21 protein-coding genes are annotated in these 20,440 nt (G+C 41.6%); 15 read left to right on the forward strand and 6 right to left on the reverse strand.

What is annotated here, in order from left to right; all coding sequences use genetic code 11:
• Positions 1-4: 4 nt before the first annotated feature.
• Positions 5-982, reverse strand: coding sequence for a DUF1852 domain-containing protein (locus NO991_RS00640; RefSeq protein ID WP_054553489.1), 978 nt, complete (start codon positions 980-982; stop codon positions 5-7).
• A 380-nt stretch (positions 983-1,362) separates the two neighbouring features.
• Between NO991_RS00640 and NO991_RS00645 the strand changes: the two genes are divergently transcribed.
• From NO991_RS00645 to NO991_RS00655, 3 genes are all read left to right on the forward strand, one after another.
• Positions 1,363-2,172 (forward strand): sulfite exporter TauE/SafE family protein, encoded by an 810-nt coding sequence (locus NO991_RS00645; protein WP_371351528.1) that lies wholly within the window; start codon positions 1,363-1,365, stop codon positions 2,170-2,172.
• Positions 2,173-2,302: 130 nt separating this feature from the next.
• A complete protein-coding gene (locus tag NO991_RS00650; protein ID WP_371351529.1) occupies positions 2,303-3,439 on the forward strand; it encodes a serine hydrolase domain-containing protein in 1,137 nt (378 codons plus the stop codon).
• 499 nt (positions 3,440-3,938) lie between these two features.
• A complete protein-coding gene (locus NO991_RS00655) occupies positions 3,939-5,900 on the forward strand; it encodes a TonB-dependent receptor plug domain-containing protein (RefSeq protein WP_371351530.1) in 1,962 nt (653 codons plus the stop codon).
• A gap of 38 nt (positions 5,901-5,938) precedes the next feature.
• Here the strand turns inward: NO991_RS00655 and NO991_RS00660 are convergent, their stop codons facing one another.
• Positions 5,939-6,850 carry a LysR family transcriptional regulator gene (locus NO991_RS00660; RefSeq protein ID WP_371351531.1) on the reverse strand — a complete coding sequence of 304 codons (912 nt, stop codon included), beginning with the start codon at positions 6,848-6,850 and terminating at the stop codon, positions 5,939-5,941.
• Positions 6,851-6,947: 97 nt separating this feature from the next.
• On the opposite strand from NO991_RS00660, the gene NO991_RS00665 reads away from it, so the two are divergent.
• The 4 genes from NO991_RS00665 to NO991_RS00680 are packed head-to-tail and all read left to right on the forward strand — an operon-like array spanning position 6,948 to position 9,666.
• Positions 6,948-7,364 carry a lactoylglutathione lyase gene (locus NO991_RS00665; RefSeq protein ID WP_166338370.1) on the forward strand — a complete coding sequence of 139 codons (417 nt, stop codon included), beginning with the start codon at positions 6,948-6,950 and terminating at the stop codon, positions 7,362-7,364.
• Positions 7,365-7,375: 11 nt separating this feature from the next.
• Positions 7,376-8,476, forward strand: coding sequence for an alkene reductase (locus NO991_RS00670; RefSeq protein WP_371351532.1), 1,101 nt, complete (start codon positions 7,376-7,378; stop codon positions 8,474-8,476).
• The gene (locus NO991_RS00675; protein WP_240920975.1) at positions 8,477-9,424 is read left to right on the forward strand and encodes a polysaccharide deacetylase family protein; all 948 of its coding nucleotides are present in this window, start codon (positions 8,477-8,479) and stop codon (positions 9,422-9,424) included.
• Positions 9,421-9,666 (forward strand): hypothetical protein, encoded by a 246-nt coding sequence (locus tag NO991_RS00680; RefSeq protein ID WP_209328208.1) that lies wholly within the window; start codon positions 9,421-9,423, stop codon positions 9,664-9,666. The genes NO991_RS00675 and NO991_RS00680 overlap by 4 nt, the downstream gene beginning before the upstream one ends.
• Positions 9,667-9,753: 87 nt before the next feature.
• Here the strand turns inward: NO991_RS00680 and NO991_RS00685 are convergent, their stop codons facing one another.
• Both NO991_RS00685 and NO991_RS00690 read right to left on the reverse strand, forming a co-directional pair.
• The gene (locus tag NO991_RS00685; protein ID WP_371351533.1) at positions 9,754-10,752 is read right to left on the reverse strand and encodes an AraC family transcriptional regulator ligand-binding domain-containing protein; all 999 of its coding nucleotides are present in this window, start codon (positions 10,750-10,752) and stop codon (positions 9,754-9,756) included.
• Position 10,753: 1 nt separating this feature from the next.
• Positions 10,754-11,536, reverse strand: a complete 783-nt coding sequence (locus NO991_RS00690) for an SDR family oxidoreductase (RefSeq protein ID WP_300419835.1) — start codon at positions 11,534-11,536, stop codon at positions 10,754-10,756.
• A gap of 176 nt (positions 11,537-11,712) precedes the next feature.
• Here NO991_RS00690 and NO991_RS00695 point away from each other — a divergent pair, with 176 nt between their 5' ends.
• The 8 genes from NO991_RS00695 (at position 11,713) to rsgA (ending at position 19,154) form a co-directional block, all read left to right on the forward strand.
• A complete protein-coding gene (locus NO991_RS00695; RefSeq protein ID WP_054553499.1) occupies positions 11,713-12,477 on the forward strand; it encodes a metalloregulator ArsR/SmtB family transcription factor in 765 nt (254 codons plus the stop codon).
• Positions 12,478-12,486: 9 nt separating this feature from the next.
• A complete protein-coding gene (gene arsB / locus NO991_RS00700; RefSeq protein ID WP_054553500.1) occupies positions 12,487-13,509 on the forward strand; it encodes an ACR3 family arsenite efflux transporter in 1,023 nt (340 codons plus the stop codon).
• A gap of 13 nt (positions 13,510-13,522) precedes the next feature.
• Positions 13,523-14,023 carry a dual specificity protein phosphatase family protein gene (locus NO991_RS00705; RefSeq protein WP_371351534.1) on the forward strand — a complete coding sequence of 167 codons (501 nt, stop codon included), beginning with the start codon at positions 13,523-13,525 and terminating at the stop codon, positions 14,021-14,023.
• A gap of 2 nt (positions 14,024-14,025) precedes the next feature.
• Entirely contained in the window at positions 14,026-15,036 is a 1,011-nt protein-coding gene (locus NO991_RS00710; protein ID WP_371351535.1) for an ArsJ-associated glyceraldehyde-3-phosphate dehydrogenase, read from the forward strand.
• Positions 15,037-15,041: 5 nt separating this feature from the next.
• Positions 15,042-16,250 carry an organoarsenical effux MFS transporter ArsJ gene (gene arsJ / locus NO991_RS00715; protein WP_371351536.1) on the forward strand — a complete coding sequence of 403 codons (1,209 nt, stop codon included), beginning with the start codon at positions 15,042-15,044 and terminating at the stop codon, positions 16,248-16,250.
• A gap of 140 nt (positions 16,251-16,390) precedes the next feature.
• Positions 16,391-17,572 carry a methyltransferase domain-containing protein gene (locus NO991_RS00720; protein WP_371351537.1) on the forward strand — a complete coding sequence of 394 codons (1,182 nt, stop codon included), beginning with the start codon at positions 16,391-16,393 and terminating at the stop codon, positions 17,570-17,572.
• A complete protein-coding gene (locus NO991_RS00725; protein ID WP_371351538.1) occupies positions 17,569-18,108 on the forward strand; it encodes a GNAT family N-acetyltransferase in 540 nt (179 codons plus the stop codon). The genes NO991_RS00720 and NO991_RS00725 overlap by 4 nt, the downstream gene beginning before the upstream one ends.
• 5 nt (positions 18,109-18,113) lie before the next feature.
• A complete protein-coding gene (gene rsgA / locus NO991_RS00730; RefSeq protein ID WP_371351539.1) occupies positions 18,114-19,154 on the forward strand; it encodes a ribosome small subunit-dependent GTPase A in 1,041 nt (346 codons plus the stop codon).
• Between the two features lie 3 nt (positions 19,155-19,157).
• Here rsgA and NO991_RS00735 read toward each other — a convergent pair whose 3' ends face one another.
• A complete protein-coding gene (locus NO991_RS00735) occupies positions 19,158-19,559 on the reverse strand; it encodes a hypothetical protein (protein ID WP_371351540.1) in 402 nt (133 codons plus the stop codon).
• Entirely contained in the window at positions 19,534-20,418 is an 885-nt protein-coding gene (locus NO991_RS00740) for an alpha/beta fold hydrolase (RefSeq protein ID WP_054553507.1), read from the reverse strand. The genes NO991_RS00735 and NO991_RS00740 overlap by 26 nt, the downstream gene beginning before the upstream one ends.
• Positions 20,419-20,440 lie beyond the last annotated feature (22 nt).

Consider the following 20,440-nt stretch of genomic DNA (forward strand, 5'->3'; position numbering starts at 1 on the left):
CTCATTAAATTGCGTAGTTGGCAGACCATTTTTCAAGTACTGACTGATAAGGCTTAATAAAGTGCTGCTCAGTAAATTTACCTTGTGCAATCGCAAGTTGACTGCGCTCTTCACGGTCGTAAACAATTTGCGTGATAGAGTGATCGGCGTTTCTTAAATTGGGTTGATAGCAACTACCCGCCACGGCATTGGCGTTATAAATTTCTGGACGGTAGATTTTTTGGAATGTTTCCATAGTGCTAATCGTGCTGATCAACTCTAAGTTGGTGTAATCGTTCAGCAAGTCACCAAAGAAATAAAACGCCAGCGGAGCAACTGTGTTTGGTGGCATAAAATAGCGCACCTGCAAGCCCATTTTTTTAAAGTATTGCTCGGTTAATGAGGACTCATTTGGTTGGTACTCAACACCTAAAATTGGGTGTTGGTTTTCTGTGCGGTGGTACGTTTTGTTATCAGACACGCTTAAACAAATAACCGGTGGCTTTTTAAAGTGCTGTTTGTAAGTTTCTGAGTCAATAAAGTATTTAAATAGTTTACCGTGTAAGTCACCAAAGTTTTCGGGGATGCTAAATTCGCTTTTCGCTTTGTTATGATCAAGCAGCAGGACGCTAAAATCATAATCGCGCACGTAAGATGAAAAGTTATTACCAACAATACCTTCGATACGTTCATTAGTTTGGTGATCAATGATATTCGTTTTTAGTACTTCAATTGACGGGAATGCCTCTGCGCTTTGTGCAATTTCTAAATCAACAGAAATGATCTCAAGCTCTACTGAGTAGCGGTTGCCTTGCGGGTTATCCCAGTTTGCTAGCGCATTAAAGCGACTATCAATCATTTTTAAGGCGTTACGTAAATTCTGCTGGCGACTTTCACCGCGAGCTAGGTTCGCAAAGTTTGTGGTAAGTCGTGTGCTATTTGACGGATGATAATTTTCGTCGAGGCAAATACTTTTAATTGTAAATCTGAAATCGTTGTTCATGGCAATGTATCCAAAAGTCCTGAGATAAATGATTGCTGCTCACCTTCCTTAAATCGCTAGGTCATTAACCTTAGGTTGCTCTGCAGCGCTAATAAATTTATACGTTCTTACTATCATGAAGAAAAACGTTTTTATTTCAGGTAAAACATGAGGCAGATTCATGCTGCTTTGTTGTCTTAGTTCTAAAAACAGCAACTGGGAATGAAAAAATGCTTTAAAGTTATTTTGGACGTCTAGATTTCTAAAGCTGTATGTTGAAGTTGCAGTAATTTCATATAAAACGTGAGTAATATTCACTAGTTAACAGGACTTTTGAGAGCAACCCCGTACTTTATTGTTGTTATACTCGGTTTCACAAATCAACAACACAGACAAATACAATGAATGAATTAATCGTGCTTATTATCGCTTGCGCCATACTTGGTAGCGGGGTTGGCTTTTTAGCTGGGCTGTTAGGAATTGGTGGAGGCCTAGTGATCGTGCCTATATTAAGCATGATCTTGCTGTATTTTCAGGTGTTACCCGCAGAGCAAGTGGTGCTGGTGGCGATTGCTACATCGCTCGCCTCAATTCTTTTTACTTCAACGTCATCAGCTATCGCTCACCACAAAAATGGTAATGTGCCTTGGCAATTGGCTCCGTGGGTAATGACAGGGGTTGCACTAGGCGCACTTATCAGTGGCTTTTTGGCTTCGCTATTACCCGCAAATGTGGTGCGAATTGTATTCGCTGTGAGTGTGGTGCTTGTTGCATTAAAAATGATTTTCAGCAGTAAAAACGACAGCCAAACATCACGAACGCTACCTAATAAAGGCCTTTTGACACTTTATACATCCATCACAGGGGGTCTATCTGCCATGATAGGTATTGGCGGTGGTGCGGTACTTGTGCCGCTACTGACGTTTTTCTCGGTTGATATGAAAAAAGCCATTGGCTGTGCTTCGGCGTGCGGTATTGTCATTGCGCTATTTGGCTCTGTGGGTTACATCAGCTCAGGCAGTCAGTACTTTACATTAAAAGAGGGCTTTGCTGGATTTGTTTATTTGCCTGCCTTGTTTGGTATTGTTTGTACTTCGTGGTTTACCGCACCATTAGGTGCAAAAGCAACGCATCATTTACCCGTCTCTACTATTAAAAAAATATTTGCTGGACTGTTGGTTATTATGGCTGTGAATATGCTTACAAAATAGTGTTAACTTATTAATTCGACAACACGAAAGTCGTTTGTTAATGTCAGTTAAGTAGTAATTAGGCTGCTTAACTGCGCGCTTATTTTGGCTTTAGGCGCTAATAAAGGATTCATTTTTTAAGGAACCTGTTATGGATCGTCGGTGCTCTCTAGCAAGTAAAAAAACGCTAAGCACTTTATTTGTTGCTCTATCACTAATGGCTTTGCCAGTGACTGCTGAGGCTACAAAGCCACTCGAAACTCACCACGCTTTAATGGGCCAAATTCTCAATGCACACCAACAAGCTCCCCTTACAGGTTTTGCACTTCATGTGATTGTTGATGATGGACATACTTTTTCAACGGTAAAGCAAAGTAAAGAAAATGCGCCGCAAGTTATTAATCCCAACAGTTTATTTAGAATTGCCAGCGTGACTAAAACCTTCACTGCAGCAACTGTGCTACGTTTGCATGAAGAAGGTAAATTAAATCTTGATACAACACTTGATAAGTTAATTTCTGACGACTTTTTTGCGCTTCTTGAAAGCGATGGCTATGCCCTTGATAAAATGACGCTTAAGCAAGTGCTGAGTCATACGGCAGGGCTATACGATCACGCTCAAAGCGATCAGTATTTAGCTGGCATAATGGCAAATCCGCAGCAAGATATTACGATGCGCGAGCAAATTAAAGGGTGTGTAGAGTGGGGCGACCCAGTTGGCAAACCTGGCGAGCTTTTTTCATATTCAGATACCGGATATGTGTTACTCGGCCATATTATTGAAAGAGTGACAGATTTACCCTTGCCTGAAGCGGTTCGTAAATACTTAAGTTTCGACAAAAATCATATTGAAAATGTGATCTGGGAACGTGGTGATTCAGTTGCTGTGGATGAGTCACGACGCGTGCATCAATACTTGTACGGCACCGACACCTTTAATTGGAGTCCAACTGTCGATTTATACGGTGGCGGTGGGCTTGTTGCCAGTCCAATCGGTATGGCTAAATTTTATCAGGCTTTATTTTCAGGTAAGGTCTTCAAACACCCAGAAACGCTCAAACTGATGCTCTCTAATAAAGGCTTACCTGCAGGTAGCCCTTATCGTTTAGGTGTATTTGCAAAAGAATATAACGGCACTTTGGTTTATCAACATGGTGGCTTTTGGGGCACTTTGGTGATGTATGAGCCAACAACGCAGGTGGTGGTCGCAGGAGCTGTTACTCAGCAAAAAGACTATGCCCAGCTTGAAAAAGTGATGAGTGACTACTTAACATTACAAGCAAAATAAGCGCAATGAGTGTTACAATGACCCGTAACTTATTTCAGATTTAAATTAAATGTCTAAGCTTTGTTCAACTTGGTTGGTGATAATGTGTGTTTTGCTCTCTTTTGTAGGGCAGGTTATTGCGTCGCCGTCTGAGTTACCTTGTGAAAGTGAAGATATTTATCAGCTCGCTGCACTTGATAGCGCAACCATCCAAATCAGCCCGAGTGAAACTAATGATTGCTGCAATATCGATTGCTGTGAATTAGGGTGTTCTTGCATAGCAAGTTTATGCTCACCAATCTTGTATTTAGACCTTGAAGTTAAAAAAATTAAGTTGCCCTATTTTGCTGGTTTTCGATTCAGTGATCAGCAACAACCCCCCAACTTAATTGCACGGCAATTATATCGCCCACCCATTTTTACCTCTTAACCAAAACCTATAAGTTGGCATTTGCTCGCCTATAGGTGCTGGTTAATGAAAATTTATTTGTCATTACAATAAGCATTCTAAGAGGTAAAAATGCGTCAAAGACTATTTAAATTAGCCGCGGTTACACTGCTATTGCCATCGGCTGGTTATACAAGTGCACATGAAGATGAACATCATCATGAAGAAAAAAGTATCGAGCGAATTCAGGTCAGAGCGTCACGTTTAGGGCGTATTGTGACAGAATCAGCTACTCGCACTGAGATTATTAACGGTGAAGAAGTTCAAGAAAAGGCATTAATGCGGCCTGGAAATATTTCGATGTTAGTTGCTGAAACAGGGGGGGTTAGGGTGCAAACAACATCACCGTCACTAGGCAGCGCGAATATTCGTTTGCAAGGTTTGTATGGTCGATATACCCAGTTACTAAGCGATGGCTTGCCACTTTATGGTGGGCAAACGGCTTCGATTGGCCTTTTACAAATTCCACCTACTGATCTTGCAAATGTTGAGATAATTAAAGGTTCTGCCTCATCTTTATATGGTGGTTCAGCACTTGGTGGTGTAATTAACTTAATTTCGCGAACACCTGCCGACGAGTTTGGCGGCGAGGTATTGCTTAATGCGACATCTAAAGATGGCCAAGATGTAACAACCTATTTATCGGCCCCGATCAATGAGTCGTTCGCAAGCTCTTTGACGGCGGGCATTCATCATCAAGCAAAACAGGATCTGGGTGATGATGGTTGGATAGATATAGCACAGTATGAACGGGTCACTGCAAGGCCTAGGCTTTACTATCAAGGCGAAAATGGAGAAAACCTCTACTTAACTCTTGGAGGGATGAAAGAAAAGCGTAAAGGTGGCACTGAAGCTGGGGCTTTAATGCCTGATGGTCTGCCATTTGTGCAGCAGCAAGATACACTCAGAACAGACTTAGGTTTTGTTTATGATCAAGCATTAGCTGAAGAACTTGATTTAAATGTTCGTGGCTCAGCAATGGAACAAGATCATGATCACCAGTACGGTCAGGTATTTGAACAAGATAAGCATAATAGTTATTTACTTGAATCGAGTGTATCTGGTTATTTGCACAATACTGCTTGGTTGGTAGGTGTTGCTTATCAAACAGAGCAATTTTCCTCACAGACATTTTCGGCGTTTGATTATCGTTATGAGGTGCCAGGACTGTTTTCACAAATTGATTACCAAGCAACGGATGACTTATCAATGTCAGTGAGTGCTCGTGCAGATGATCACAGTGAGTATGGCAATCAATTTAGTCCCCGACTTTCTGTACTCTATAATCCAGAAAACTGGCTATTTAGAGGTGCATACGGTAAAGGGTATTTTGCACCAACCCCTTTTATTGAAGAAATTGATGAGGTCGGTTTATCACAGCTTGAGCCCATTAATGACTTACAAGCAGAGCAAGCAGATACAGCTTCATTCGATATTAGCTACATTGCTGGTGATTTAGAAACCAGCATAACGTTATTTTCATCAAATATTGAGCATGTTACAGAGCTTGAATCCTCTCCAGTTGGCAGTGAAAAAGCCGTTCGACTTGTAAACAGCCAAGGGCAAACACAAATCAGAGGCGCAGAGTTTTTAATGCGTTATCGCTGGCATGGTATTAAGTTTACCGGTAGCTATTTATATACCGATGCAACGAAGCAAAATCAGGCAGGGTATGGTCGCGAAAAACTCACTCTAACACCAGAGCACTCGGCTGGGCTTGTTGTAATGTGGGAGGAGCATGGCAGTCATCTAGTTGGTTTTGAAGCCTATTATACTGGTACTCAGCATCTTGAAGACAACCCTTACCTTGAACGAAGCAAACCATATTGGCATTTGGGGCTGTTAGGTCAAATAACCACGGGCAACGTAAGCTGGTTTGTAAACGCAGAGAACTTACTTAACGTTCGTCAAACAAAAGAACATCCGCTCACCTTGCCTGAGCAAGCTGCAAGTGGACGCTGGACAACTGATATATGGTCTCGAAATGACGGTTTTACCGTTAATGCAGGCATGCGAATTCAATTTGGTGGTTAATTAATAAATACCCAAGCCGCTCTACTTTGTTGGGCGGCTTACTTATTTTTAAACCAACACTCAAAAAACTCTATAAACGCTTTCACTTGCCGAGGTTGAAATTGCCTGCTTGGATATATCACCTGTAGGCCGACACTTTTTTTATCGCTGTGGCTAAAGCCTCGAACATACTCATCTAGTATCAAAATAAGGTCGCCTGATTTGAGGTCATTTTTGATATCAATGTATGATTTTAAGGCTATGCCATGGCCTTGATTTGCCCAGCGCCTTATCACCTCGCCGTCTGAGCATGAAAGGTGGGGAGCTACTTTGATAGAAAAGTGCGTATTATCTACCTCAAAATGCCAGTCATTTAGTGGTTGCCCGAGTCGCTCAAGCACAAGGCAACGATGATTTTTTAAATCTTCGGGATGCCTTGGCAAACCAAACGATTCTATATAGCTAGGTGAGGCGCATAGCACACGGCGGTTATTACATAGCGGGCGGCTAATCAAGTTACTATCAGGCAAATTGCCGAATCTAAATGCCAGATCAATACCTTCCTCAACAATATTGGTAACCCCATCTGTCAGTACTAAATGCGGTTTAACATTTGGGTGGTTATTGATGAATTCTGCTAATGCGGGAGCAACAAACTGGCGACCAAAGTCTGATGTTGCAGAGAGTTTTAGCTGGCCTCTTAGGTTTTGTTGCGACTCTTGAAGTATGTTTTCTGTGTTTTCGACTTCTGCTAATACTCTTAAACAGCCACTATAAAAACGTTCACCTGCATCTGTTAAGGCAATACTGCGCGTATTACGCGTTAATAATCGCGTATCGTAATTTTGCTCAATTTTATTAATTCGTGCTGTCATACTTGCAGGCGAAAGCCCCAATTTTCTTCCCGCAGCGGCTAACCCTCCCGCTTTTACAACGTGAACAAAAAGCGCCATATCATCAATTTTTGACATTATTCTTCAGTTTTAATGAATACTGATTTAACTCTAAGGCTAATTATAAATTTAGTCAAAATAGTTAAACTCATTTCATCACTTGAAGGAGATAGAAATGCAGCTTAATCACGCTCTGCTTTTAGCAACGAATATCCAGCACATGGCTCAGTTTTTAGAGTCGTCGTTAGGCCTTAAAAAGGGGCCAAGGCCAGCATTTGGTTTTGATGGTGTTTGGTTATATGACGACTTGGATACGCCATGCATTCATATAGCAGCTAAGTTTGGCATAAATGAATCGCAATCTGATTACTTAAGCCAAGCTTCGGTATCAACAGAAGCAGTTGGCTTATCAACGGTTGACCACCTTGCTTTCTTTGCAACTGATTATCAAGAAGTTAAAGCACGGCTAAAAGCAACTTCAATACCATTCGTTGAGCGGGAAGTGCCGGCAGCGAATGAGCATCAAGTGTTTATTCAAGGGCCTGATGGCTTAAAAATAGAAATTTTATTTACACGCAGCGAGCTTATTTAAAAGGTACACACATGAAAAATAGAGTATTTAATCCAGACCAAATTGGTCATCATAAAACCGCAAATAAAATAGTAATGGCTCCTATGACCCGTTCACGTACGGCTCAACCAGGTGATATTCCGACAAGTCTAATGGCAGAATATTATGCGCAACGAGCCAGTGCGGGTTTTATAGTATCAGAGGCGACGCAAATTTCTGCACAAGGAAAGGGCTACTCATTTACCCCCGGGATTTATACTGAAGAGCAAATCAACGGATGGCGCAAAGTAACGCAAGCCGTTCATCAGCACAATGGACTCATTTTTTCTCAGTTATGGCATGTTGGCAGAATGTCGCATAGTGTCTTTCATCCAGACGGCTTGCCGGTTGCGCCAAGTGCTATTGCCCCAAATGCGCAAGTGTGGGTGGTTGATGAAAATGGCGAAGGCCAAATGCTTGATTGTCCTACACCACGTGAATTATCGACCAATGAAATAAAGGGCATCGTTCAAGACTATAAACAAGCTGCTTTAAATGCGATTGAAGCAGGGTTTGATGGCGTTGAGGTACATGCAGGTAATGGCTATTTAATTGATCAATTTCTAAGACAAACATCAAATAAACGTAGTGACGAATACGGCGGTAATATTGAAAATAGAGCAAAGTTCGCGCTGCAAATCATTACTGCAATTAGTCAAGCTATCGGCCCAGAAAAAACGGCTATTCGATTAGCACCTTTTATTACACAAAGAGGCATGGATGATCCGCAAGCAATCGATGTCATTCTATATTTAGCTAAAAAGTTTGATGAACTTGGCATTGCTTATCTGCATTTAGCGGAAGCTGATTGGGATGATGCTCCCCTCGTAACCGATGAGTTTAGAGTTAAATTACGTGAAAGCTTTGGTGGCAAAATAGTGGTGGCAGGAAACTACACATTAGCAAAGGCCGATAAACTCATTGGTGAAGGCTTAGTTGACTATGTTGCATTTGGCAGAAAGTTTATTGCAAATCCAGATTTACCTTATCGCTTAGAGCACAATTTACCTCTAAATGAAATATCAGATCCTACTACTTTATTTGGTGGTGATGAGCAAGGTTACACAGACTATCCAGTATTTCAGGGGGAATAAATGATGAAATTTTTAAAGCCAATTTTAATTGCGTCGGTATTTGTTTTAAGTTGCTTAGGTGTTGCTCAGGCTAAGGAGGCAACATCTGCATTTTGGCCTGATGATGCTCAACTTGTGATCTCTATTTCGATGCAGTTTGAGGCCACAGCGCAAGACCAATCAGATCCGGGCCCGTTTCCACCGCAAGAGGTTGGATATCCTGACACTATTTCGCCTTCTTGGTACCAATACGGCATGAACGAGGGCATTCCTAGGCTGCTAGATTTATGGGATAAGCATGATATTAAAGTCACCTCTCATATGGTTGGCAGAGCTGTTGAGTTAAACCCTGAGTTAGCAAAAGAAGTGGTTCAACGCGGGCATGAAGCATCAGGGCACGGACAAACATGGACCCCTCAATACTCTATGAGTGAAGAACAAGAGCGACAGTCATACATAAAAAGTGCAAATATCATTGAAAAAGTAACAGGGCAGCGGCCTGTGGGCTTTAACGCTTTTTGGATGAGACATTCAAAAAATACCCTCAAAATCCTTAAAGAATTAGGTTTTATTTATCACATAGACGATTTATCTCGTGATGAGCCATCGCTAACACCTGTTGGAAGTGACGACATTGTTGTTGTTCCATACACGTTTAGAAACAACGATATAGTTCGGTACACTGGCAGCACAGCTATGACTGGTAAGGCATATTTACAAGAGCTTAAAGACGAGTTTGATGTGCTCTACAAAGAAGGCAAACAGCGCAGAAGGATGATGTCTATCAGTGCTCACGATAGATTAGCGGGCACTCCCGCCAGAGTGAAAGCGTTGGACGACTTTATAACCTATGCAAAGCAGCACAAAGGGGTTAAGTTTATGCGTAAAGATGACATAGCAAAATGGATGTTAAGCCAAGACAATGTGCCAAAAAATCAGCCCCGTACTTTTACAGAGGATTTGTTATGAAATACACAGTAACCTTTATTGCACTACTTTTATCTGGTTGCGCCTCACAGCAGCAAACGGGTGAGTTTGAGGATGTAGTAATCGCAGAACATCACTGTCCAGGGGAAATAGATCGAAGCTATAACACCACGATTTATAGCTCTGACGAACCTGAAAAAGTTGGCAAAACTGAAGTTATAACGCGTTGCAATCCAGTTAAAACAGAAACTGAATTTGAAAGAGATTTAAGGCAGAAACATTAGCTTTTACGTATCGGTTATGGTGTGTCCAGTAAGGCTGCTATTGTTAAGCAGCCTTTAGCTAGGCTTTTAGTTGGCTTAACAAAAAAACTAGTGTCTCACTTGTGTTCGCTTATGGGCGGGAGAAACGCCCGTCCAGCTACTGTATGCGCGAACAAACGAATTTGTTTCGCTAAAACCGAGTAAAAAGGCGATTTCGATAATTGGTAACTCAGTTTGCATTAAGTAGTGCTGTGCAAGATCTTCTCGTACTTGTTGTAAGACTTTTTGATAACTTTGTTTTTCAGCTGTTAGTTTTCGTTGTAGAGAGCGTTTGCTTAGTGCTAGCTCTGAGGCAACATGTTCAATGTTACTTTGCCCTTGAGGTAGGGATTTAAACAAAATACTTGATACCTTATCAGTAAGGCTTTGTTCGCTGATAACATCTTGCAGCTTACGTTTTAAATCTCCATCAAAGCATGACAACATCACCTGATTACTGGTTAAAAATGGCGCTTTTGCATCTTCTGCTAAAAATGTCACGCTAGGGGTACTCCCCACTTTCAACGGGCAACCAAAGTAGGCTTCGTATTCCATGAGCTTTTCAGGTAGCTCTGGCACAATAACCGTAACAGGGTTAATTTGTTTTCGAGTAGCAAGGCGAGTTAATTGTGTAAAAAATACCAGTTCAGCCAAGCTGTAGCACTTGGGCAGCGTATCAATAAAACCATAACAGCTTACTTGGGCTTTTGTATGAGTATTGGTAATTTCAAGTGCTAGCTCCATAGGGCCAATTAGTGGTTTGTACTGTTGTAACCTCGCTAAAGCAGCATTTAAGTTTGGGCTACAAATCGTGGCAAAAATTGGTACGTCAAATGATTCTATTGTCATGACTTCGGCAAGTTTTAAGGGTAACTCAATGCCGTTTGCTGCTGTCTCTACACCCTGCCATAATTGGAAGTATTGAGCGGGCGTTAAGTATACTTTATCTTGAGAAAATAAACCTGAAGGCAACTGGGCATAAGCCAGTGCCTCTTCTAGGTTGATTTCTAAATCATTGAGTAATACTTGCCAGTTGGGAGGGATCAAAAACTTGCTGGCTCGTTTCATATTAGTTTCCGCTTTTTTCCATAAACTGACGAGAAATTTTTAACACAGTTTTGCGAGGCAATAAAGGGATCACCCAATTGAGCATAAATTTAAGCGGCGCTTCATTAAAAGCAATTAACTGACCTTTTTGCATTGCCTTGTAACCACACAGTGCCACAGAATGCGCTGATTTAGCATTCTTCCAAGCATCTACCCCTTGTAGATCACCTGCTTCAACAAAGCCTGTTGCTACTGTTCCTGGGCATAACGCGGTGACCGTAATGTTTTTATCTTTTACTTCTTCTGCAATTGCTTGACTGAATGAAGTCACAAACGCTTTCGTTGCATAATATACCGCTTGCAGTGGGCCGGGCATAAAGGAAGCTGTAGACGAAATATTTAAAATTTTGCCACGATTTCGCTCAACCATGCCTTGTAAGTAATAGTGGCTTAGGTTTGTTAATGTCACAATATTAAGTTGCATCATCGTTTGTTCTGCACTGAGATCACGCTCATGAAACTTGCCATGTCCGCCAATGCCGGCATTATTCACCAAAATATCTATGTGCAAACCAAGTGCCTCAGTACGTGTAAAAACATACTCAGCTGAATCTGGCTTAGATAAATCGGCAGCAATAACCGTAACCTTTACGTTGTGTTTTGATTCAAGCTGTTGTTTAAGATCATTCAGTTTGTCTTCTGAACGAGCTACCAGCACTAAATTATCGCCATGCTGTGCGTGAATATGCGCAAGTTCTAAACCAATCCCGTTTGAGGCGCCAGTGATCAATGCTGTTGATGTCATGTTTGTACTCCATTAATTTGAGCTGTTGTTTTGTTATATGCATAGTAGGCCATCTATTGGTGCCACATGACATCAGATCGCGCCATCGTTATTGCAAAACGCGCCATTTATAAAATTCAGCTTGCAAATGGTATATAACAAAAATATTATATAACGAAATTATTATGGAGTAAGCCGTGAAAGTCCTCTTTTTATGTACAGAAAATTCAGCCCGTTCAATTATGGCTGAAGCATTGCTTAAACATCATGGTAAAGGTGAGTTTGAGGTATTTAGTGCGGGCACAGAACCTTATGCGGTAGACCCTCGTACGCTTGCTACGATTGAGCATTTTGGCCTAAAAACCGATGACTTACACTCAAAGCACTTAAATGATGTAACTAACCTGCATTTTGATTATGTCATTACATTGTGCGACAAGGCAGCTAAAGAATGTGCAAATCGTGTTGATGGCACACATTGTTTAGGCTGGGACTTTGTTGATCCAAAAACTCGCCCTGAACCTCATGCCTTTGAAAAAACCTTGCAAGAGATCAATGAGCGAATTAAGCAGTTTGTGCAATCCCATAACAAAGAAAAACCAGTATCGATTTCGCCAACTACATTTTATAAAGCGCTTGCAGATGATATTCGTTTAAAAAGCTTATTGCTTATCGCTGTTGAGCAAGAGGTTTGCGTATGCGAACTAATGACGGCACTTAACGAGCAGAGCCAACCAAAGGTTTCAAGGCATTTAGCGCAACTTAAAAAGCAGGGCATTTTGTCGGATAGAAAACACCAGCAGTGGGTGTTTTACTCTTTAAACCCGACTCTACCTATGTGGATGAAACAAACAATTACCTCGACCGTGGTAAACGAACCAAATTTCATAGAAAACGAGTTAGCAAGGCTAAATGCGATGGGCGATGATCGCCCAACCCGTGTTGCTCGTTGCTGCAATTAAGGACTAAAAATGGGTGTTTTTGAACGATATTTATCTGTATGGGTTGCTGCTGCTATTGCCATTGGTGTGGCGCTAGGGGTGATGTTTCCGCCTTTATTTGAGCTAATAGCGAAAGCCGAAGTGGCGCATGTAAACATTGTTGTTGCACTGTTTATTTGGGTAATGATCTACCCGATGATGGTGCAAGTTGATTTTTCAACGATTAAAGAAGTCGGTAAGAATCCAAAAGGGCTGATGCTCACTTTAATCATTAACTGGCTTATCAAACCGTTTTCAATGGCCGCATTAGGTTGGTTATTTTTTGAAGGGTTATTTGCTGATTTTGTTAGCCCTGAAACGGCGCAAGAATATATTGCAGGCATGATTTTACTCGGTGTTGCACCTTGTACGGCAATGGTGTTTGTGTGGTCACAACTAACCAAAGGCGATGCAAATTATACCTTAGTGCAAGTATCTGTGAACGACATCATTATGATTTTTGCCTTTGCACCTATTGCGGGGTTGTTGCTGGGTGTGTCTGATATTCATGTACCTTGGCTTACACTGATGATTTCGGTTGTGTTGTATGTATTGCTACCACTCATTGCCGGGGTATTAACACGCAAAGCTCTTAATAATTCAGCGCAAAATGAAGCTGCTGTGCAGTCATTTTTAGAGAAAGTTAAACCTTACTCAGTTATTGGTTTACTGGCCACAGTGGTCTTGCTATTTGGGTTTCAGGCGAACACGATTTTAGCCCAACCGCTTAACATTGTACTGATTGCTATTCCGCTTGTTTTGCAAACCTACGGTATTTTTGTAATCACCTATTTCATTGCGTTAAAGCTTAGGCTTAAGCACAACATTGCAGGGCCAGCATGTTTAATTGGTACTTCTAACTTTTTTGAGTTAGCAGTTGCAGTGGCTATTTCATTATTTGGTTTGCACTCTGGGGCAGCATTAGCAACCGTTGTTGGGGTGTTGGTCGAAGTACCTGTAATGCTGTCGTTGGTTGCAATCGTTAATAAAACAACACATTGGTTTAAAGAGTAATTGGGGAATCATAATGCAATCACATCCATTTGATATTTTACAGCTAGAAACTGGGGCATTTATTTTTACCCCTTGCCCTGGCACAAAAGGCGTTGGCTTATCACAGTCTGTTGCTGATTTAAAAGCGGCAGGTGCAAAAGCCATTATTACGCTAATGTACGATGAAGAGCTTGTTAAAAATGGGGCGCAGCAGCTTGTAATCGAATGTGAGCAAGCAGGCCTTAGCTGGTTTCAGTTACCTATTTTGGATGATGACGCGCCAAACGAAGCGTTTAATCAAGCTTTCAACAAACACCTTAACGACATTCTTGCCATCATAAAAAGTGGTGGTAGCGTGGCTGTACATTGTAAAGGCGGCTCAGGCCGTACAGGCTTAGTTATTGGTTTATTAATGCATGAGCTTGGCTATGCTAAAAACGACATAGTTACTCAAGTGCAGGCTATTCGCCCTAAATCGTTGCATAACCCAGTACAACGTTCATTTTTCGACAATTTTCAAAAAGTAGGAGCTTAACAATGGCAATTAAAGTAGGCATTAATGGTTTTGGCCGTATGGGTCGTTTATCGCTAAGAGCAGCGTTTGCATGGGACGACGTTGAGTTTGTGCAAATTAATGACCCAGCGGGTGATGCAGCTACACTGGCTCACTTACTAAAGTATGATTCGGTACACGGTATTTGGCCTCATGAGGTTGAAAGTAACGACAATGCTGTGATTATCGATGGCCACGAAATTAACGTTACGCAAAATAAAGCGATTGCAGACACTGATTGGTCTGGTTGCGATATCGTTATTGAAGCCTCAGGTAAAATGAAAAAAACCGAATTACTGCAAGCCTATCTTGATCAAGGTGTGAAAAAAGTTGTTGTCACTGCGCCTGTAAAAGAAGACGGCGTGTTGAACGTTGTAATGGGTGTAAACGATGATTTATATGATGTACAGCAGCACGATATTGTGACTGCGGCATCATGCACTACCAACTGTTTAGCGCCTGTGGTTAAAGTATTGCAAGAAAAAATTGGTATCAAACATGGTTCAATGACGACCATTCACGATATCACTAACACGCAAACTATCTTAGATGCGCCCCATAAAGATTTACGCCGTGCTCGCGCATGTGGCATGAGCTTAATTCCAACTACAACCGGCTCTGCAACGGCGATCACACATATTTTCCCTGAACTTAAAGGCAAATTAAACGGCCACGCGGTTCGTGTGCCTTTAGCAAATGCATCAATCACAGACTGTGTGTTTGAAGTTGAAAAGCCGACCACTGCTGAGCAAATTAACCAATGGATGCAAGAAGCCGCAGAGGGCGAGCTAAAAGGCATTTTGGGCTATGAAGAAAAGCCACTTGTTTCTATCGATTACAAAACCGACCCACGCTCAAGCATTGTTGATGCGTTATCAACCATGGTTGTCAACGAGACACAAGTTAAGCTGTATGTTTGGTACGATAACGAATGGGGTTACGCAAACCGCACTGCCGAACTTGCCCGTAAAGTTGCGCGATCACTTAAAGGTTAAAAGCAATGACGCGTTTGGCTAATCTTCCCGCTGATATAAAGCAGTACTTAATTGTCACTGGGAATTACTGGGCATTTACGCTTACAGATGGCGCATTGAGAATGTTGGTGGTACTGCATTTTCATGCGCTTGGCTACTCGCCTTTGAGTATTGCCATGCTGTTTTTGTTTTATGAGATTTTTGGTGTTGTCACTAACTTAGTGGGCGGCTATTTAGGCGCAAGGCTTGGTTTAAACAAGACCATGAACATTGGCCTTGCCATACAGGTTGTGGTCTTGTTCATGTTGGCAGTCCCCCCTGAATGGCTGAGTGTTGCCTATGTGATGTTGGCGCAGGCGCTGTCGGGCATTGCAAAAGATCTCAATAAAATGAGCGCTAAAAGCTCAATTAAAATGCTGGTTGCCAGTGGCCAAGAAGGCACCTTGTTTAAATGGGTAGCGATACTAACAGGCTCTAAAAACGCCTTAAAAGGTGTAGGCTTCTTTTTAGGTGGCTTACTACTGACATTAATGTCGTTTAAAGGCGCAATGCTAACCATGGCTGCCACCTTGCTGGTGGTGTGGTGTTTTAGTATTTATGCACTTAAAAATGATTTAGGCAAAGCTAAAAACAAACCTAAGTTTAACGAGATATTTTCAAAGAGTAGTTCAATCAATATCTTGTCGGCCGCGAGGTTGTTTTTGTTTGGTGCGCGTGATGTTTGGTTTGTAGTTGCACTTCCGGTGTTTTTATCACAAGCCTTTGATTGGGATCACTGGACTGTGGGTGCCTTCTTAGCTAGTTGGGTCATTGGTTATGGGGCTGTGCAATCTTTTGCTCCTAAAATCATTAAGCTCAATAAGCAAACATCACCAAGCGCAGAAACAGTTAAGTGGGCATCCTTGCTTGCTGTAGTCACCTTAGCCATTGCCCTTGCTATTGGCTTTGAGTGGGCTGTAAAACCAATGCTGATAGGCGGGTTGATGTTATTTGGTGTGTTATTCGCGATTAACTCATCTTTGCACAGCTACTTGATTGTGAGCATGGCTGACGCCGATGGCGTATCACTTGATGTTGGGTTTTACTATATGGCTAATGCCATGGGTCGCTTAATTGGCACTGTGTTGTCGGGCTTAGTGTTTCAACTTTATGGCTTAGCAGCTTGTTTAGCTATCTCACTGTTATTTATTGTAATTACCGCCCTTATATCGACTAAATTGCCAAAACAAATTTAGTTGAATCTAAACACGCCCTATAAAGGTAAGCTTTCTTGCTTACCTTATTTTCTTAAATTATTTTGCAAAAATATTTGACCTGTCTACAGCTTTACACTTCATACTTATTGTATTCAAAAGCCTTATAGGCCTATTTCATCATGTATTTAATTTCAGAGTTAGCAGCAAAACTTGGTTTGTCGCGAACGGCTTTGTTGTATTACGAGAAGCTTAAAATCATTCAGGGGCGCAGGCTTGCAAATGGTTATCGCTATTACAGCGAGGCTGATTTACAACGCTTGGTTTTGATCCAGCAGTTACAAAGCGCGGGGTTAACCTTAAAAGAATGTCAGAGCTGTTTAGATGTAGAGCTAGATAAAGCGATTTTGCAACAGCGCTTAGCGCAACTTGAAGATGAAATTACCGCTAAGTTACAAGCCAAAGATTTATTACTGAGTTTGCTTGGCGAACGCTCTCAAAAACACTTACATGATGAGCTGAATAAGCGTGCGCCAAGTGCGCATTTAAATTGGTTGTTAAAGCAAGGATACACAGAAAAAGAGGCATTGCGGCTTCGTTGGTTATCAAAAGATATGAGTGACCATGAAAGCTACATGCACGATTTTATGACTGTGTTTGAGCCATTAGAGCGATGGGGGCCTGGTAGCGAAGAAGCTACATTAAAAGCCATTGCTGCTGTTCCTAACAATGCCAACCAAATTTTAGAAATTGGCTGTGGTAAAGGTTCATCAACATTACTAATCGCCAAGCAAACTGATGCCAAGATCACAGCTTTAGATAATGAGTCATCGGCACTTGCTTATTTACAGGAGCGATTGCTCGAAGAGCAATTGGATGAGCATGTGTCTTTGACGTGCGCATCGATGACTGCGCTGCCTTTTAAAGCAAGTTCATTCGATGTTATTTGGGCTGAAGGGTGTGTATATGTCATGGGTATGCAAAGCGCACTATCAAGCTGGAAACCGTTTCTTCGCCGTGATGGGGTGATTGTGGTCAGTGATTTAGTTTGGCTTAACAGCCAGCCTGAAATGGCGGTTAAAGAGTACTGGCAAGCGAATTACCCAGATATGCAATCAATCGAAAGCCGCATAGCCTTATTTGATGAGCTTGGTTATGAGCTTATAGAGCAGTTTTCGCTGGATCAGCAAGCTTGGCAAAACTATTGGCAACCACTCAAGGCGCGCCTTGCTGAGTTAACGCCATCGATAAGTGAGTCTCAAGCTGTAAAAGACATACAAACAGAAATTGCTCTTTACGAAAATGAGACTGGGCAAAACTTTACTTATCACTATTTTATTTTAAAAGTTAAGGAGTTTAAGTGAATTTTTCAATTTACGAACAGAGCCAAAAAAACGAGATTATCGCGCTTTACTTGGCAACATTTAGTGCATCAGAGTCAAAACAAGAAGGCGAGCAAGTTGCCCGTTTAGTCACTGACTTTTTAGCTGAGCCATATCCATCAACCGATTTATATGTGTTTGTCGCGACAGATGAGCAACGGATCGTCGGCGCGATTGTGCTGTCGCGTTTACTGTTTGCGCACGCTAAAGAGGTGTTTTTACTCTCACCTGTTGCAGTGGCAACGGATTATCAAGGACAAGGCATAGGACAAAAGCTGATCCAATTTGGCTGCGATAAGTTAGCTGAACAAAATGTCAGCCTAGTGATGACCTATGGTGATATCAACTTTTATGGAAAAGTCGGTTTTTCCGTTGTGAGTGAAGAAGTTATTCAAGCTCCTCATAGCTTATCATACCCAAAAGGCTGGCTTGCTAAACCGGTTTTAGATGACGAAATTTTGCCAATTACTGGTAAGCCAAGTTGCCTAAAACCACTCGATAATCCACAGCTTTGGTAAACACTATGCAAACACCTTCACTGATAGAATTAGGCATGCGACCTTTCTTTCAACAACAGTTGAGTTTAGATGAGCTGGAAAACAGCCATTTAGGACGTGTTGTTGAGCATCACAAAACAGAGGTTGTATTGCTTGGCGAGCAAGGCACGATGCGGTTTGCTTTAACACCGGGTCTTGAACAAATTTGCGTAGGTGATTGGGTGGTATTTGATGATTCGCGTATTTTACGGGTACTCGAAAGAGCTTCAATCATTAAGCGCAAGGCTGCAGGCTCTAAACACGCGTTTCAATTAATCGCGGCGAATATTGATACCGTGTTTATTGTTACATCGCTTAATGATGACTTTAGTTTAAATCGGATAGAGCGATATTTAGCCTTGATTAAAAATGCCCACATTGAGCCTGTGGTGGTGCTAACCAAAGCTGATACTTGCCCAGACGTTGAAAAGTACTGCCTGCAAGTGCAAAGCCTAGACTCTCTTTTGAGTGTTATTGCTATTAATGCGTTAAAAGAAGAGGGTTGTGATTTACTTACACCTTATTGTCGAAAGGGGCAAACGCTCGCATTTATGGGCTCATCTGGAGTAGGTAAATCGACCATCGTTAATGCACTACTTGGCTCCGATGAATTAAAAACAGCAGGTATTCGTGAACAAGATAGCAAAGGCCGTCATACAACAACCTTTAGATCGATTAAATGGTTGCCTAATGGTGCGTTATTGATGGACACACCGGGTATGCGAGAATTGCAATTAAGTGATTCAAAGCAAGGTATTGAACGTGCATTTGAAGATGTTGAGCTACTCGCAAATAGCTGTCGATTTAAAGATTGCCAACACCAAACAGAGCCGGACTGCGCTGTTATTAAAGCAATTGAAATGGGCTCATTATCAATAAGACGCTTAGAAAATTACCGTAAGTTGTTAGCTGAAAATGAGCACAACAATGCCACCATGGCTGAAAAGCGCGCCAAACAGCGCGCGTTTTCAAAAATGGTTAATACTGTTCAAAAGCAAAATAGGTCAATTAAAAAGACTCAAGAGTGACCGTTAGTTGGTTGTTGCTAAGCGTGTTTTTGCAACGAAAATAATGAGCCAAATAGCAACAACGGTTTCTAGCAAAATTAATACATGCATTGCGGTTGTCATAACGTTATCGCTATCAACCGCATAATGCAGTACTGATAACATGTTCATCGCAGCATAAAGATAGAGCAGCCACATGGCGTGTTTAATGCGTTGCTTAGCTAAACAGAGCAGCGCATATAAGCCAACAAAAGTCATGATAAACCAAAAGTAGTCGACCACGTTTGCTGCAAGCCAATCAGGTTCAGGATAGTGCTCAAAATACATAATATTGTGCACATAATGCAAAATACTGGCGATAAAGTTCGCGAGTACAATAAAGAGTAAACGAGCGTGTTGTTTAAATAGCACTGCTTTGTTTTGCATTATGAGTCTCATTTAACGCGGTTAATATGTCATGCCAAATTGCTTGATTATGTTTTCTGAAATAGCCAAAGTGGCCTACTTTTTTAGCGGGTAATTGTGCAGATTGATAACGCTTAAAAGCAATTGGGTGTTTGCTGGTTACATTGCGCCAAAAGTTATGCACGTTTTGCTCGGTACAGATTTCATCATCGTCAGCGGTAAAGACATAGGTAGGAATATCAAAGTTTTTATAGGTACCTTCGGCAATCGATTTACCGTAAAATTTATTCGAGAAAAACAACTGCTTTTCTCTACACCACGCTGACCATTCACGCGTAAAGCCAACGGGTAAGTCTTCCATAAAATTCATTTTTTTAGCAGGCACGTATTTAAATAATGCCCCCGTAATCGGCGAAAATAAACGAAAGAAGAAGTTAGCTTTAATACGGTAACCGGTTGGCATATAACCAAAGTATCCGGCAGAAACTGCAACCGCAACAAGGGCATCAAGCTTTTGGTAATTGGCAGCTAAACCTATTTGCTGACCGCCAGCACTATGACCAACGCAATAAAGTGGCAGAGAAGGATTAATGCTTTTAGCTTTATCAATCATGGCAGGCATATCAAAGCGGCCAATGTCTGAATATTGATAAATACAGCCTTTTAACTGGCTTGTTTTCGATTCGCAAAAGCCACGGTAATTCCAAACAACCACATCGAAACCTTGGCTGACTAAGAACTCCGCAAACGGTAAATAGTAGGTGGTTTTTGTTGCTGTACCTGGGTTTAATAGCACCGTTGCTTTAGGGTTGTTGGCCGCAAAATGAGTGCCATTTAAAGTGACGTTATCGGCTGTTTTAACACTAATCGATGTATTCATTTTTTTATTAGTATTGATAGAA

It is taken from the genome of Pseudoalteromonas sp. DY56-GL22 (assembly GCF_041414715.1).
In the GTDB taxonomy this organism is placed as follows: domain Bacteria; phylum Pseudomonadota; class Gammaproteobacteria; order Enterobacterales; family Alteromonadaceae; genus Pseudoalteromonas; species Pseudoalteromonas simplex.